The sequence below is a fragment of the Mesorhizobium sp. B2-1-3A genome (genome assembly GCF_006442655.1).
Taxonomy (GTDB): domain Bacteria; phylum Pseudomonadota; class Alphaproteobacteria; order Rhizobiales; family Rhizobiaceae; genus Mesorhizobium.
In genome coordinates this window covers 22,328-38,096 of record NZ_VFWK01000005.1, presented here as the reverse complement: position 1 = coordinate 38,096, position 15,769 = coordinate 22,328, and the positions used below count along the sequence as shown (strand labels likewise).

Sequence of the window (15,769 nt, the reverse complement as noted above, 5' to 3'; positions counted from 1 at the left end):
GCGGTGCGGGTAGCCGACCGTCCTGTCCCTCCATGCCATTGCCGAGTAAAAGAGAAAAGAGGCCGCTGGCCAAGCACCGACAGAGCCGGCAATGGAGGTTACTTCGATATGAGGCATCGCGTGATCCGCTCCTTTGTCCTTGCATCCAGGCCGCAAGGTGCTCCGGTGCCAGATAACTTTCGAATGGTTGAGGCGCCCCTTTCAGAATTGGGCGGCGGACAGGTTCTGCTACAGACGCTCTGGCTGTCGCTTGACCCCTATATGCGGGGCAGCATGGATCCAGGGCCATCCTATACGCCCGGTATCGAACTGGGACGGCCGATGCCAGCCGAACTCGTGAGCACGGTCGTGGAGACTCGACACTCCGACTGGCAGGTTGGTGACGTTGTCGTGCATGATGCTGGCTGGCAGGACTACACAATAACTGACGGGACCGGCATGCGTCGCCTCGATGCCCGATCCGCGCCGGTGTCCACCGCCCTGGGGATACTGGGAATGCCCGGCATGACTGCCTTCGTAGGTCTGGCCAATATTGCGGAACCGAAGCCGGGCGAGACTCTGGTCGTTGCCGCCGCGGCTGGCCCGGTGGGCTCCACTGTCGGACAGATCGCGAAAATCAAGGGCTGCCGCGTTGTGGGAATCGCCGGAGGCGAACGCAAACGTCAGTATCTCCGGGACGAGCTCGGGTTTGATGCTGCGCTTGATCACCGCGATTCAGGCTTGGCCGAGCGTCTGGCCGAAGCCTGTCCGCACGGCATCGACATTTACTGGGAAAACGTAGGCGGGCGGATATTCGAGGTCGTGCTGCCGCTGCTCAATCCCTTCGCCCGTGTTCCCGTCTGCGGTCTGGTTGCGCTCTACAGCGATAGCAATCCGACAATTGGGCCCGCGACACAAAGCCTGATGCGGGCCATGCTGACGAAACGTCTCCGCATTGAAGGCTTTATCGTTGACGACCACTCCGAACAGGCCGAAGCCTTTCGGGGGGAAATGTCGGTGTGGCTTCGGGACGGGCGCGTGCGCTATCGCGAGGACATTACGGATGGGTTCGAGCATGCGCCCTCGCGGTTCATCGCCATGCTCCGCGGCGAGACTTTCGGGAAAACACTTGTTCGGTTATGAGCGCCGTTGACCCGAGCCTGGAGCATTGCAGCGCCAAGTCGCTCGTTTCAACCAGGTGGTCCGGACAAAAGCCGGCTCACGCCTTCTGCCTCACCAGCCGCTCCAAGGCATCGACGATCAGGTCGCAGAATTTCGGGTGGTCGAGCTTCATCGCCACGGTGTGGCGGAAGTCGGCCTGCTCGCTCGCCGTGCCGCCGAAATGGTGCATGCCGCCCATCTTCTCGAAATTGCAGACCGTCATGCCCTTGGTCCAACGGCCGGCGGTTTCGACGCGGATGTCGGCCTTCTCGGTGGTGAAGACGCTTCCGTCAATGATCGCGGCCACGCAGCACGCGTCATGGATGGCGGGATATTCGATCTGCAGCAGGCCGCCATGCGTGGTCGCTATGAACTCCCAGATATCGAGGATGAACTTGGCCATCGGGCCGCCGACGGCGCGCACCCTGTCCTGCAGGTCCGGAGTGGCCAGCGCCTGGTGGGTGAGGTCGAGCCCCACCATGGTGACGTCCCAAGCGGCGCGGAAAACCACGTCGGCGGCCTCCGGGTCGCCATAGACGTTGAACTCCGCCGCGGGGGTTATGTTGCCGCGCGAAAAACTGCCGCCCATGGCGACGACCCGCTTCACCCGGCTGACGATGCGCGGGTCCTTGCGCACGGCAAGCGCGATGTTGGTGTAGGGGCCGACCGGCACCAGCGTGACCGTCTTCGGCTCATGCGCCATGACGGTGTCGATGATGAAGTCGACGGCATGCCGCTTGTCGAGTTCGAAAGAGGCGGGCGGCAGCACGGGGCCGTCGAGCCCGGTATCGCCGTGGATCTCGACGGCCAGCACCTGGTCGATGATCAGTGGACCGGGAGAGCCCTTCGCCACCGGCACCTTGACGCCATAGGCGGTGCATACGGAAAGCGCATTGCGCGTCGTGTTCTCGACATTGTGGTTGCCCGAAACCGTTGTGATGCCGAGGAGATCGATCTTCGGATTGCCGGCCGCCAGCAGGATGGCGATGGCGTCATCATGTCCGGGGTCGCAGTCCAGGATGATCTTTTCCATGGTGGGCACCTCCCTTGCCGTCCGCGTTGGGACAAGAGACTGCCGTGCCTGCGCAGTCAAGGCTCCGATGCGCGACCGATCTGGCCCGCGTAAGTTTGGTCGCGTGCCGGCCGCACATGCTCGGCATGGCTGATCCGAACAGAGCCGTCTCAGGGGAAAAGTTTCGTTCGTTCGAATGACAACAAGCAGGGAAATAGAAGATAGCGTCGAGGTGACACGGCATCCAGCGCCGTGGCTCGAAATAAGTGGAGAATACGATCGCGGTGAGGGTCGCGCCAGGTGAGGTCAAGTGATGAATCATTTGCAAGGTACCAGGTCCAAATATCCGCTCTTTGACTTCACCCTTATTAAGCGACGCGCTTTTGTTCTACTTTACAGGATACGTGGCAGCGGATCCGGCGCCATGCTGTCCTTTGTTTCGTCCATCCTCATCCTGCTGTCGGCGTCTGCGGCAAACAGTCAGCTGGCACCCTATGCGTCCGCGACGGCTGAGCTCAATGGCCGTTCGTCGGTCGCGGTTGCGGACCATACGGATATCGCGAAAGAACCGGACACTGTGCGATCCGGCGCGGCCGGAACCGATATATTCGATCCGGTGCCCGGCGAAGCGAAGGCCCTCGCACAGACGCCACCCGGCGAGGAGGCCTTGCGCCGCGAATTGGCCGCTGCACGGGCTGAGCTGGCCAAGCAAGCGCAGGCCCTGAAAGAGCAGCAGCAAACGGACGAAGCGCTCACGGCCAATCTGGAGACCGCGCTGCGTGCCATCGAAGATTTCAGGGCGGAAGCCAGTCTCTGGGACAGCAAGAAAGGCGCGATGCCTGAAACGCATCCCTCCACGGATGCTTCCCGGACCGCCGCGAACCAGGCGCTGGATGAGGAGCGCCATAAGGCCGAGGTCCTGGAACAGGAACTCGCCACGGCTCGTCAAACGATCGAAGCTCTCAAGACAGGCGCAAACCTGGCCGCGGCCGAGCAGGCCAAGGCCGCCGCGAAGGACCGGCAAGTGGCCGATGCCGCCGCGACGCAGGCGCTTGATGAGGAGCGCCACAAGGTCGAGCTTCTGGAACAGGAACTCGCCACGGCTCGTCAAACGATCGATGCTCTCAAGACGGGCGCAAATCTGGCCGCGGCCGAGCAGGCCAAGGTCGTGAAGGATCGGCAAGTGGCCGTTGCCGCCTCAAACCAGGCTGCAGAAGCGCTCCAACTGGAACGTCAGCGGGCAGATTCAGCCATGCGTGATCTCGACAGTGCCCGCAAGGAACGGGACGCCCTGAAGCAGAGCTCGATAGGCTTGAATGCGGCGCTGGACCAGGAGCGTGAAAGGGCCAACGGCTTGGCCCGCAGCCTCAGTGCCGCGCGGGCGGAAATCGACGCCATCAAGGACAAGCGTCGGACCGCGGCCGAGGTGCGCGCGCCCAAGGCAGGTACCTCCAAGAGCGCGCTCGCAGGTTCACCGTCGCGTTCGCTCGCAGCCCGTAAACCGGACCTGCCGAAAAGACGGAAAGTGAAGGGCCCAAAGTCGCCGCAACCTGTCCTGCTGGCAACCATCGCTCTTCCTCCCGCATTGCTCCCGGTGCGACCACCTGTGCAGTGAAGGACAGGTGAGCGAAATGCATGGCGCAGGGAGGATGACAATGAAGAAATACTTCGCGGCCGCGTTCGCGATGGGTATCGCAATCGGGCCTGCCTCGGCTCTCGAAGCAGGTATAGGCGGCAAGGCCGGCGGGGTCGGCATCGGCGCTGGCGTGAGCGCCGGTTCGCAAGGCGGATCCGTGGGGGTGGGCGCGAGCGTCGGTGGCGTTGGCGGTGCAAACGTCGGAGCTTCGGTCGGCGCAGGCAGCGGGTCGGTCAGTGCCAGCGGCAATGTCGGCAATGCAGGCGTCAGTGCCAGCGGCAACGTTGGGACCTCAGGCGCAGGCGTGTCGACCAGCGTCGGCCTGGGCGCCGATTCGTCCGCCCAAAACGGATCGGCGGCCGCTCCCGGTGGTCTGGCCGCCGCCACCACCGGCTCTGCCCCGACAGCCACGGCCACTGCCACGACAGCGACAACCTTTGCCAAGGCCGCAAGGCAATCGATGGTCCTGCCACCCGTCCTCAGGCCTTCCAAAGCCGGTCAGGGCGGCCTCACCGTGGGATATCCCTTCGGACCCCTGGAAGCCCTGACAGCGAAACCCGGTACGCCGGCCGCGGTCGTACAGGCCTGCCGCGCGGCGATCATGTCCGCTGCCAAGCCGCTTGGCGCTGTTCGTGTCCGTGCGGTCAGCGCGGGTGCCTTGCGTCAATTCGGGGGTGCACGCACGGCGCCGATCAAGGTGCGAATAGACTATGCCAGACGAGGCGGCATCGAAGTCCGGCAAGCGCAAGTCGGCTGTCGCCTCGACAAGGCAGGCCGGGTCCGCGCGGTAATCTAGAACCAACCTGCAAGAGGGGTAGGCGCCGCTCCGCCGACGCCGCTCGAGTTGGTCGAGGCGGCAATATTTTTCGGAGAACGGAGGTTCCAATCTCAGGTGAGCTGCTTCAAGCTCGGTCCCGGATCGCGGCAGGGGACGTGAGATGACGGATCATGATCGGATCGACGGACTGATCGCGGCGGTGCCCGCAGCCCTGGCGCTTCGCGCCGGGCTGGACCTAGGCATCTTCACCCGGCTCGGTGGCGATGTGGCGACCGCCGACAGCCTTGGGGCCGCGCTCAACGTCCCGCCCGATCGTCTGTCGCGGCTCCTCTATGCGCTCGCCAGCATCGGTCTCCTCGAAGTCAGGGATGGCCGCTTTCGCAATGGAGCCGAAGCGTCGGCCTTCCTCGACGCGTCCAAGCCGACCTATCGCGGCGGCGATCATGCGCTGCTGCGCGAGCTCTGGGGAGCGGACCTTTTGACCGCGGACTCGCTGCGCCAGAACCGGCCGGCCGCGCTGCACGACTTTTCCGAAGCGGACCCCGAAGCCGCGGCGGCCTTCAGCCGCATGCTCGCACCGGGCGGGGTGATTTTCGGCAGAAACCTGGCCCGTGAGTTGGACCTCTCGGCGATCCGTTCGGTGATCGATATCGGCGGCGGTGCCGGCACCATTCTGATCGGACTTCGCGAGCGGTGGCCACGGATCGCGGCGACGCTGATGGAACTCCCGACGGTCGCGGCGGTCGCGCCTTCTATCCTGTCCGAATACGGTGCCGACGACGTGACTGTCGAAGAGGGGGACATAACCGTCGCGCCATCGATCGGCCGGCACGATCTGGCGATCCTGAAGGCCGTTGTCCAGGTCCTTCCGCCGGACCAGGCGCGCAGTGCGATCCTGAACGCGGCGCGTTGCCTCACGCAAGGCGGCGAGATCGCAATCGCGGGCTGGGGCGTCGTCGATGACGACCGCCTCGGTCCGCCCGAGGGTGTCTTTCTCAATCTCACCTTCCTGAACCTCTATCGCCACGGCGAATCCTACACGGAAGGCCAGTATCGCGCCTGGATGACCGAAGCCGGATTGCGCGATATCTCCAGGTCGCGCCTGGCGGATGGCAGCACCTTGTTTCGTGCGCGCCTTGGCTGAAGATCGGATTGGCCATGGGGTTCGCGGTCTGATCGCGGGTTCTCACCCCTTCCGCTTCTCCACCTCCGCCTTCCGCAGCAGGAAGCGCTGGATCTTGCCGCTTGGCGTCTTCGGCAGTTCGGCGACGAAGTCGATCTCGCGCGGATAGGCATGCGCCGAAAGCCGCTTGCGGACGTGCTGGGCGAGTTCCTCGGCCAGTTCCGGGCTGCCTTGATAGGCGGGCGCCAGGATGACGAAGGCCTTGACGATTTCGGTGCGCTGCGGATCGGGCACGCCGACCACGGCCGCTTCGTTGACGGCGGGATGTTCGATGAGCGCGCTTCCGACATCGAAGGGGCCGATGCGGTAGCCCGACGAGGTGATGACATCGTCGGCGCGGCCGATGAAGGAGACCGAGCCGTCCGGTTCGTATTCCACCGTGTCGCCGGTGCGGTAATAGCCGCCCGCGACCGCCGGCGTTTCCGCCTGGTGATAGCCGTCGAACCAGCGCAGCGGCGAGTTGGCGATGTCGACGGCGAGAATGCCGGGCTGGTTGGGGCCAAGCTCGTTGCCGGCCTCGTCCAGCACCACCATGCGATAGCCCGGCATGGCGAAGCCGGCCGAGCCCGCGCGAACCGTATGCGCAAGGCCGTGGTGGTTGTTGACCATCATGCCGTTCTCGGTCTGGCCGTAATGGTCGTGGATGGGGGCGGCGAGATGGGTGTCGAACCATCGGATCACTTCCGGATTGAGCGGCTCGCCGGCGCTGCTCACGACACGCAGGCGGCCCTTGATGCCGGCGGCCGCCTCCGGCCCTTCGGCCAGCAGCAGGCGAAAGGCGGTGGGCGAGCCGGCGAGGCTGGTCACGCCGAGCCGCTCGATGATTTCATAGGTACTCCTGGCGGTGAAGGCGCCCTCGTTGAAGGTGGTGGCGATGCCGAGCAGCAGCGGGCCTGTGATGGCGTAATAGAGGCCGTAGGCCCAGCCCGGATCGGCGATGTTCCAGAAGACGTCGTCGGGGCGCAGCCCGATCGCGTCGCGCATATAGGCGCCGAAGGCGAGCAGGGCGTTGAGCGGTACCGGCACGCCCTTGGGCAGGCCCGTCGTGCCTGATGTCGACATCATCATGAACAGGTCGTCGCCCTTGCGCATGACGGGTTCGCAATCGGGGGAGGCGGCGGCAAGCGCGGCGCGGAAATCGATGTCGCCTTGAGGCAAGGCATCACCGGGGCCAAGAATGGTAGCGATCGGCGGGCGGTTCTCGATCTCGTCGAGCTTGCCGCGATTGGCCGGGTTGGTCACCACCAGCCTGGCGCCGCTGTAGCCAAGGCGATGCTCGATCGCCTTCGGCCCGAAAGCGGTGAACAGCGGCTGGTAGACGGCGCCGATGCGCCATGTGCCGAGGATGAGCGCCACCAGTTCGGGAATGCGCGGCAGCATGCCGGCCACGACATCGCCCGGGCCGACGCCCAGCCTCTTGAGCATATTGCCGACGCGGCCCGACATATCAGCCAGGTCATCGAAGCTGAACAGCCGGAGTTCGCCGGCGGCGGAGATCGCGCGCAGCGCCAGCCGGTTCCGCCCGGTATGGCGGCCGCAGCATTCGACATAGGCACTAAGGCCGGTCGCCGGATCGCCGTCGAGCCTGGCGATCTCATCCTCGATGCGAAAGCGCGAAACGGCATCCTCGTAGCGCGGCAAGCCGGTCCTGGTCATGTCAGTCCTCCCTGGCGGCGCCCCATCTCCCCATGGCGCGCTGTCGGGTCAACAATGCCATCGGATGCGGCCAAAGGGCAACGGCGGAGCCGCTGCTACAAGTTCGCCTCGGCGAAGATGCGGGCCGCCCAATCGAGGAAGACGCGCAGGCGCGGCGAGAGCTGCCGGTTTTGCGGGTAGAGCGCGGAGAGCGGCGTCGGCGAGGGCGGGTAATCGGCCAGCACCTCGACGAGCGTGCCGTCGGCAAGGTCCTTCTCGAAGCGATAGCGCGGCGCCTGGATGAGGCCGAGGCCGAGCCGCGCCAGGTCGGCGGCGGTGTCGGAATTGTTGGCGGCGACGCGGCCCGGCAATCGGACCTCGCGGGTCTTGCCGCCGACGGTGAACTCGAAGGGCAGCACCTCGCCGGTGCGCGACGAGACGAAGCCCACCGCCTGGTGGCCGTCGAGCGCATCGGGGGTAGCGGGTGTGCCGTGGCGAGAGAGATAGGCGGGACTGGCGCAGGTCATCTCGCGGATCATCCCCAGCCGTCGCATGATCATGCCGCTGTCGGGCGGCTCGCCGACGCGGATGACGCAATCGACGCCCTCGCGCACGAGATCGACCAGCCGGTCGCTCTGGCCGATCTGCAGGTCGATCCTGACATAGCGTGCGAGGAATTCCGGCAGGCGCGGCAACAGGAAGGTGCGGGTGAGCAGCGTGCTGGCGTCGATGCGCAGCAGGCCGAAGGGCTCGGCCTTGCGGAAGGCGGCCTCGGCATCCTCGATCTCGGCCAGGATCGACAGGCAACGTTGATAGTAGGCCTCGCCGTCCTGCGTGGCGTTCACTTGCCGTGTCGTCCGCTCCAGCAGGCGCGCGCCGAGATGTTCCTCGAGCCGCCGGATCGCTTCCGTTGCGGTCGAGCGGGGCAGGCCGAGATCGGCGGCGGCAGCGGTGAAGCTGCGCCGCTCCAGCACGCGAACGAAGAGCCGCATCGTGTCCAGCCGATCCATCGCCTTTGTTCGCAATTTCCGAATAGTGATGTCAAGTGTCGGCTGATTATCCGGAAGTTGGCCCGGTCTATATCCGTGTCACCAACAAACGGAGAGACTTCCATGACAAATCCAACCAGAACCGCGATCGTGACCGGCGCCTCCAAGGGCATTGGTGCGGCGATCGCGCAGCGGCTCGCCCGCGACGGCGTTGCCGTCGTCGTCAACTACGCACGGGGCCGCGCCGAGGCCGAAGCGCTTGTCGGCGCGATCGAGGCCGATGGCGGCAAGGCGATCGCCGTGCAGGCCGACATCGCCGACCCGGTCGGCATCGCAACACTTTTCGACGCCGGCGAGAAGGCGTTCGGTGGCGTCGATATCCTGGTCAACAATGCCGGCATCATGAAGCTGTCGCCGATCGCTACGACCGACGATGCCTCGTTCGACACGCAGGTCGCGATCAATCTTGGCGGCGTGTTCCGTGGCATGCGCGAAGGCGCGAAACGCCTGAGGGATGGCGGCCGCATCGTCAATTTTTCGAGCAGCGTCGTCGGCCTCTACCAGCCGGGCTACGGCGTCTACGCCGCCACCAAGGCGGCGGTCGAGGCGATGACGCACATCCTCGCCAAGGAGCTTGGCGCGCGCCGCGTGACCGTCAACGCGGTGGCACCCGGACCGGTCGAGACGGCGCTGTTCACGGACGGCAAGAGCGCGGCGCAGATCGAGGCGATCGCCAAGATGATCCCGCTCGGCCGGCTCGGCCAGCCCGACGACATTGCCGGCGTGGTCGCGTTCCTGGCCGGGCCGGACAGTGGCTGGGTCAACGGACAAATCATCCGCGCTAATGGCGGCGTGATCTGAGGAGGCGATGATGCAAAAGACAATCCTGATCACTGGCGCCTCCAGCGGTTTCGGCGCGATGACGGCGAGGGCGCTCGCAAGGGCCGGCCACACGGTCTATGCCTCGATGCGCGACCCCTCGGCGCGTGTAGCTGCGGTCGCCGAGATGGAAAACTTCGCTCGTGACGAGGGCGTGGCGCTGAAGACCATCGCGCTCGACGTCACCTCCGATGCCTCGGCGCAAGCGGCGATCCGGCAGATCGTCGGTGAGGCCGGCCGGCTCGACGTGCTGATCCACAATGCCGGGCATATGGGGTTCGGGCCTGCCGAGGCTTTCTCGCCCGAACAGCTGGCGCAGCTCTATGACGTCAACGTCGTCGGCACGCAGCGCGTCAACCGCGCGGCCCTGCCGCATATGCGCGCTCTCGGCCGGGGCCAGATGATCTGGGTCGGCTCGAGCAGCACGCGCGGCGGCACGCCGCCGTTCCTGGCGCCCTATTTCGCGGCCAAGGCCGGCATGGACGCGCTGGCGCAGAGCTATGCGCTGGAGCTCGCCCGCTTCGGCATCGAAACGACGATCGTGGTACCGGGCGCCTTCACCAAGGGCACCGAGCATTTTCATCACGCGGCGGCACCCGCCGACACCGAGCGCGCCGGCCTCTATTGGTCCGGTCCCTATGCCGATGTCGACCAGAAGGTGCTGAAGGGGCTGGCGGCGCTGGAGCCGACGGATGCCGACCCGGCCGAGGTCGCGACGGCAATCGTCGATCTCGTGGCGATGCCGCACGGCAGCCGCCCGCTGCGCGTGCATATCGACCCTTCCGATGATGGCGCGGCAATCGTCAACGGTGTTGCCGACCGCGTGCGCGCGCAACTCATGGAACGGATCGGCCTTGCCGACCTGCTCCATCCCAAAGCCTGAAACCCAACCTCAAGAAGCAAGGAAACGATCATGCCATTCGCTAACATCAAGGTGCCGCAGGCCGCACTTTCCAGAGCGCAGAAGGAAGACCTCATCCACCGGACCACAGCCATGTTCGTCGACTTTTTCGGCGAGGTCGCCAGGCCGACCACGATGGTGCTGGTGGAAGAGGTCGCCGACGGCGGCTATGGCCGGGCCGACGAAGTGTTCGTCGTGCCGGAGGCCTATCGCGCCAAGGAGTAGGGGGAGCGGCCCTTGCCGCGCTCGACAGTCGTCATATGACGACTGGTCGCCGCGGACGCCAACGTCCACTCTGTCGGCGGGGCCTGCATGTCGGTTCCCTGAAAACCGATGCCCCCTTTGGGGCGACATGCACCAGGCGGGGGCCAGGTGGACAGCCCCGAGCTGTCCACCTGTCTCGCTCGCTCTTGTTTCAGGGAAATCAGAATTCCCGCGGCCAAGTCGCCTTCAGGGTTACTCGGGCGCCTGGGAGTCGTTCGAATTGGTCGTCTGTGCCGTTACGGCCGAGAGTTTCTGGTGCTTTGTCAGCTCCGGCTTGACGTAAGTTTTTTTCATCGAAGGTCCCCGCCTGATATGCGGGGATATTGGCATGCGAATCCGCGCTGGAGTCAACAGCTTGGCTCAATTCGTGCCCGCGCTGTCCTATGCTTCGTTTCGATCCTTCCCGGTCATCCCAAAACAGTCCGCCGCCACTTCGGCGACCAGCCAGTCGCGGCCATGTCGCCCAGTCGATGCGAAAAGCGTAAGCAATCGCTGCGGCATTTGAGCAACACGTCCGGGCAAATGCCGCCGCGCCATGGCGCGGCAGGCAAGGCTGCGCCGTCGCCCAAAAAGCGCTATCACCGTGAAAAACATGATTAAAATAGTCATCTATTTAGCCGTGGCCGTGTCCTGATTCGAAAAATCATTCTAACCTGTTGCCATTGCAGGAGAATTTCAGAAGCCGTAGGGATGGCGATCGACGGCTTGCTTGGGTGACAGGATGCGAGCCAACTCACAGTTGTTGTATTCGTCCAATGGCTACTGATCGTCATTTCCATAGCCGCTCGCGGCTCTCGTGCAGACGCAAGCGATCATTGTTGACCGACGCGTCGGGGCCGCCTCGGTTCGCGGAGGCCGCGTGAGGTGGGATCTGCACGGCCTGTTCGTCACGCATGCGCGCGAGATCGACCGGTTCCTGCGCCGTCGTGGCCATACGCCTGAGACCGCCGCCGACCTGACGCAGGACACGTTCGTGCGGGTGATGACGGCGACGCCGAACGGCGAGGGCGAAAACCCGCGCGCGTATCTGTGGCGCGTCGCCCGCAACCTTTCGATCGACCTCAAGCGGCGCGAACGCGTCGTCGAGCATGTGCATCTGGCCGATGACGACTTTCAGCGCATCGCCGACAGCGCGCCATCGGCCGAGACCGTCGTCTATGACCGGCAGCGGCTGGCGATCGTCGAGAAGGCGCTGCTGGAACTGCCGCAGCGCACGCGCATGGCCTTCGAGATGCACCGGCTGGGCGAGAAGACGATGAGCGAAGTCGCCGTCGAGCTCGGGCTTTCGACGTCGCGGACCTGGACGCTGATCCGCCGCGCCTACCAGCATCTGCGCGCGCGCCTCAACGAGGATGTGCCGCGATGATTGCCGGTAGCACCGCATGTCGCGGCAGGAAATTGCCGCCGTTCATTCGTTTCAATGGCTGGAGGGTGGATTTGGCCTTCGGAAGCAGGGCGCCGGCGGGTTTGCAGAGGCATGATTGAGGACATCAGCGACGACGACAGGCTTTTCGAGGAGGCGGCCGACCTCGTCATCCGCCTGCAGAACGAGCCGGCCAATCCGGTCGCGCGCGAGCTGATCCAGAACTGGCGCGCCCGCGGCCCGGCGCATGAGGCGGCCTGGGCGGAGATTGCCGAAATCCACGGCATGGCCGGCAAGGTGTTCGAGGACCGCCGCAAGGCCGCGAGCACCGGGGAAGGCGTGTCGCGGCGCAAGGTCATCCTGACGGGTCTTGCCGGGCTGGCCGCGCTCGGCAGCGGCGCGCTCTTCGGGCCGGAGCTGTTGATCCGCCTCAAGGCCGACCAGATCACGTCGACGGCGGAGCTGCGCCGCGTCACCCTGTCCGACGGCAGCGTCGTCACGCTCGGCCCCGACAGCGCCATGCGCAGCGCCTTCACGCCCGATCTGAGGCGGGTCGAGCTGCTGGCCGGCATGGCCTTCTTCGAGGTCGCGGCCGATGCCGCCAGGCCCTTCCAGGTGCAGGTGGAGACGCTGACGTCGACCGCGCTCGGCACCGCCTTCGATGTCAGCCGCGATGCCGGGCTGCTGACGGTGTCGGTGGCGCGTGGGCTGGTCGAGGTGGCGATGCCCGCTTCGCCGCTGGCGCAGGCGCAAAGGCTTTCCGGCGGCGAATGGCTGGCGCTCGACGGCAGCACGCTCGCCGTGGAGCGTGGAACGCGAGACGCCGGCCAGATAGCTGCGTGGCGCGACGGGCTGATCGTCGCCGAACGCGAGACCGTGGCTTCGGTCGTGGCCAGGATCGCACGCTGGCAGGCCGGCCGCGTGGTGATCGCCGATTCCGGCCTCGGCGCGGGGCGCATCAGCGGGGTGTTCGATCTCACAAATCCGCTCGCCGCGCTGGAAGCGGTCGTGCAACCGCATAACGGCAAGGTACGGCGGATATCGCCGTGGCTGACCGTTATTTCATCGATCTGAAAAATTCGAGCCGAGGGGAGAAAATCCGAAGCCCCCGTTCGTTTGATCTCACAGGGGTTGCCGTCAGCCGCTGCCAAACAGGCCTCCCTTCCACAAAAATGAAAATGGAGCGGCTGGGCCATGGGGCTGGGGCAGAAGACTGATGCGACAAGAGGATTTGGACGAAGGCTGCTGATCGCGGCGCTGCTGTCATCGACGGTGGGCGCGGCAATGGTTGCCGTGCAAGGGAAGGCGCATGGGCAACCCGCGCAGCAGGCGACCTTCAACATTCCGCCCGGCTCGCTTTCGGGCGCGCTGGCGGCGTTCGGCAGGCAGGCCAGGCTGCAGGTCACCTATCTGCCCGAGATCGCCGCGGGCAAGCGGTCGCCCGGCGTCTCCGGTGCGGCGGCACCCGGTGCGGCGCTGGCGCGGATCCTGCAGGGCACGGGCCTGACCCATGCCTTCACCGGCGCCAACACGGTGACTATCAGCGACAGGGTCGCCGCCGCGCACGCGCCGTCGGCGGGCGCGGCGGACGGTTTGACGCTCGACCCGATAACCGTCGTCGCCGGCGGCGGCAGTCCGGGCGAGGAACCGTACAGAACAGCGGCTCCCACCGCCTACATTTCAGGCGAAACCATCGAACGGTTCCGCGGCTCGAGCCCGGCCGAAATTTTTCGCGGCACGCCGGGTGTGATGTCGGGCGAGGCGCGCAACGGCGCCGGTTCCATCGACGTCAACGTGCGCGGCATGCAGGGCATGGGCCGCGTCAACGTCACCGTCGACGGGGCGGAAAACTCGCTGCAGGTCTATCAGGGCTACCAGGGCATCTCGAACCGCACCTTCGTCGATCCGGACCTTCTGGGCGGTGTCGACATCACCAAGGGCTCGGACGTCGCGTCCTACGGCATTGCCGGCACCGTCGCCATGAGGACGTTGAACCCGTCCGACATCGTCGAGGACGGCAAGACATTCGGGGTGCGGCTGAAGGGCGGCTTTGGCTCGAACACGAGCACGCCCCAGCCTGGCGACAAGGCCGGCTATCTCATCAGCAACCCCCTTGGCTCCACGAATGATCCGAATTCGGGTTATGGCGTGATCACACCCTCCGGAACCGGACTGGATCGGCCAGGCTTGCTGAAGCCCACGCAGGGCTCGGCCAGCATCGTCGCGGCGGTCAAGCAGGAGGACTTCGACTTTCTCGTCGGCTATGCCTATCGTGACCAGGGCAACTACCACGCCGGCAAGTACGGCCCCCACGCCAATCCCGTCAGAACAGGTCCCCAGCCTTACTGCTATGCGAGCGGTGAATGCCCATCCTATCTCCTCTACAGGGACTATGTCGTAAACACCGGCATCGCCAATTATCGCCCCGGCGAGGAAGTGCTCAACACGCAGCTTGAATCCCAGTCCTGGATCACCAAGGGCACCTGGCGTTTCGGTGACGGACAGAGCCTGCAATTTGGCTATACCGGCTTCCGCAGCGAGGCCGGCGACCGGCTGGCTTCAGCGCTCGGCAACGCTACCGGACAGGCGGTCCAGCAGGCACAGACAACCGGCACCAAGGTCGACACCGGCACGCTGCGCTACCGCCTCAATCCGGAAGGCAACGACCTCGTGGATCTCACCGCCAATCTGTGGGTGACCAATCTCGAGCTGCGCAACCCGCCGCGCAACGCCTATGGCCAGCGGCCCCCGGGTGTGCCGGCGGACTACCGCACGGGCTCCGATACGGTCATGTGGGGCGGCGAGGTCTCCAACAAGTCCAAATTCGTCACCGACTATGGCGCGCTCGATTTCACCTACGGCCTGACCTACCGCAACGAGGACACCAAGCCGAGCGGATTGACCGACACGATCGAAGGCTGGCTCAACCTGCGCGACGCCGAGCGGCAGGAGGCGGCGGGCTATACCAAGCTGGCCTACAAGCCGGTGGACTGGCTGACGCTGAATGCCGGCCTGCGCTATTCGCAGTTCTGGTCGCATGACCGGCGCACGCAGGCCAACTCACCTGATCAGTTGAATGCCAAGCCCGACCGCAGCGACGGCGGCTTCAGCCCGTCGGTCGGCGTGACGGTCGAGCCGTTCGACGGCACGCAGTTCTATGTCAACTATTCCAATGCCTTGCGCTTCCCCAGCCTGTTCGAGTCGGTCTCGGCCTTCACCATCATCCCCAATCCGAACCTCGGCCCGGAGCGCTCCAGCAATTGGGAGCTTGGCATGAACGTCCACAGGAATGGCCTGTTCACCGATACCGATACCGGCATGCTCAAGCTCGGCTACTTCAACTGGAACGTGAAGGATTATATCGCGCGCTCGTTCCGGTCGTTCCCGGGCGAAGGCTACACCTGGTACGGCATGCAGGTCTACAATATCGACCGTGCCAGGTTCTCCGGCGTGGAATTGTCCGGCCGCTACGAGATCGGCGACTTCGCGGCGGATTTCGCGGCCAACTACTATCTCAATGTCGAGTTCTGTCAGCTGAACGGCGCCTGCGACACAAAGACGATGTATGGCGACTACGCCACCAACCAGGTGCCGCCAAAATATTCGCTCGACCTGACGCTGACGCAGAAATTCTTCGAGGACAGGCTGACGCTGGGCGGCAGGGCGTCCTATGTCGGGCCGCGCGCCATCGGCCACGGCCAGGTGACCAGCCAGGGGCTCAGCCAGTTCATTTCGCTGGTCAAATGGGATCCCTACACGCTGGTCGATGTCTTTGCCGAATACAAGCTGACGGATAACCTGACGGCGACAGCGCGGATCGAGAACCTGTTCGACAGATACTATGTCGATCCGCTTGGGCTGGTGACCGAGCCGGGACCGGGGCGGACGTTTTATGGGTCGCTGACGGCGAAGTTCTGAGGGCATCGCACGAAGGTCGTGGAGTGGGGCGGGCGTCGTTGGCCTCCGTGACGGTTGACCGCGCCGCCCAT

General features: G+C 65.2%; 14 protein-coding genes. 10 read left to right on the top strand and 4 right to left on the bottom strand.

The features are described from left to right. Window positions 1-108 precede the first annotated feature (108 nt). Complete coding sequence (locus FJ977_RS20345; RefSeq protein ID WP_140774010.1) at window positions 109-1,122, top strand: NADP-dependent oxidoreductase; 1,014 nt, start codon at window positions 109-111, stop codon at window positions 1,120-1,122. A gap of 76 nt (window positions 1,123-1,198) precedes the next feature. Here FJ977_RS20345 and FJ977_RS20340 read toward each other — a convergent pair whose 3' ends face one another. After that, entirely contained in the window at window positions 1,199-2,173 is a 975-nt protein-coding gene (locus tag FJ977_RS20340; protein WP_140774009.1) for a nucleoside hydrolase, read from the bottom strand. Window positions 2,174-2,576: 403 nt separating this feature from the next. Between FJ977_RS20340 and FJ977_RS20335 the strand changes: the two genes are divergently transcribed. The 3 genes from FJ977_RS20335 to FJ977_RS20325 all read left to right on the top strand — a co-directional run bounded on the left by FJ977_RS20335 (window position 2,577) and on the right by FJ977_RS20325 (window position 5,710). Further along, window positions 2,577-3,767 (top strand): hypothetical protein, encoded by a 1,191-nt coding sequence (locus FJ977_RS20335; protein ID WP_140774008.1) that lies wholly within the window; start codon window positions 2,577-2,579, stop codon window positions 3,765-3,767. 40 nt (window positions 3,768-3,807) lie between these two features. Beyond that, a complete protein-coding gene (locus tag FJ977_RS20330) occupies window positions 3,808-4,584 on the top strand; it encodes a hypothetical protein (protein ID WP_181179988.1) in 777 nt (258 codons plus the stop codon). A gap of 142 nt (window positions 4,585-4,726) precedes the next feature. After that, entirely contained in the window at window positions 4,727-5,710 is a 984-nt protein-coding gene (locus FJ977_RS20325) for a methyltransferase (protein WP_140774006.1), read from the top strand. A gap of 42 nt (window positions 5,711-5,752) precedes the next feature. On the opposite strand, the gene FJ977_RS20320 is transcribed toward FJ977_RS20325, so the two are convergent. After that, window positions 5,753-7,405 carry an acyl-CoA synthetase gene (locus FJ977_RS20320; RefSeq protein ID WP_140774005.1) on the bottom strand — a complete coding sequence of 551 codons (1,653 nt, stop codon included), beginning with the start codon at window positions 7,403-7,405 and terminating at the stop codon, window positions 5,753-5,755. 95 nt (window positions 7,406-7,500) lie between these two features. After that, window positions 7,501-8,394, bottom strand: a complete 894-nt coding sequence (locus FJ977_RS20315; protein ID WP_140774004.1) for a LysR family transcriptional regulator — start codon at window positions 8,392-8,394, stop codon at window positions 7,501-7,503. Window positions 8,395-8,496: 102 nt separating this feature from the next. Between FJ977_RS20315 and FJ977_RS20310 the strand changes: the two genes are divergently transcribed. Genes FJ977_RS20310 through FJ977_RS20300 form a run of 3 tightly spaced genes read left to right on the top strand, consistent with a single transcriptional unit; the run spans window position 8,497 to window position 10,378 of the window. Next, window positions 8,497-9,234, top strand: coding sequence for an SDR family oxidoreductase (locus FJ977_RS20310; protein WP_140774003.1), 738 nt, complete (start codon window positions 8,497-8,499; stop codon window positions 9,232-9,234). 7 nt (window positions 9,235-9,241) lie between these two features. Beyond that, window positions 9,242-10,135, top strand: coding sequence for an SDR family oxidoreductase (locus tag FJ977_RS20305; RefSeq protein ID WP_140774002.1), 894 nt, complete (start codon window positions 9,242-9,244; stop codon window positions 10,133-10,135). Between the two features lie 30 nt (window positions 10,136-10,165). Further along, complete coding sequence (locus FJ977_RS20300) at window positions 10,166-10,378, top strand: 4-oxalocrotonate tautomerase family protein (RefSeq protein ID WP_056571206.1); 213 nt, start codon at window positions 10,166-10,168, stop codon at window positions 10,376-10,378. A gap of 420 nt (window positions 10,379-10,798) precedes the next feature. Here the strand turns inward: FJ977_RS20300 and FJ977_RS20295 are convergent, their stop codons facing one another. Continuing rightward, on the bottom strand, window positions 10,799-11,026 hold the full coding sequence (locus FJ977_RS20295) for a hypothetical protein (RefSeq protein ID WP_140774001.1): 228 nt from the start codon (window positions 11,024-11,026) through the stop codon (window positions 10,799-10,801). Between the two features lie 250 nt (window positions 11,027-11,276). On the opposite strand from FJ977_RS20295, the gene FJ977_RS20290 reads away from it, so the two are divergent. The 3 genes from FJ977_RS20290 to FJ977_RS20280 all read left to right on the top strand — a co-directional run bounded on the left by FJ977_RS20290 (window position 11,277) and on the right by FJ977_RS20280 (window position 15,698). Further along, window positions 11,277-11,783, top strand: coding sequence for an RNA polymerase sigma factor (locus tag FJ977_RS20290; protein WP_140774000.1), 507 nt, complete (start codon window positions 11,277-11,279; stop codon window positions 11,781-11,783). 111 nt (window positions 11,784-11,894) lie between these two features. Continuing rightward, window positions 11,895-12,854, top strand: a complete 960-nt coding sequence (locus FJ977_RS20285) for a FecR domain-containing protein (protein WP_140773999.1) — start codon at window positions 11,895-11,897, stop codon at window positions 12,852-12,854. A gap of 120 nt (window positions 12,855-12,974) precedes the next feature. Next, window positions 12,975-15,698 (top strand): TonB-dependent receptor, encoded by a 2,724-nt coding sequence (locus tag FJ977_RS20280; RefSeq protein ID WP_140773998.1) that lies wholly within the window; start codon window positions 12,975-12,977, stop codon window positions 15,696-15,698. Window positions 15,699-15,769 lie beyond the last annotated feature (71 nt).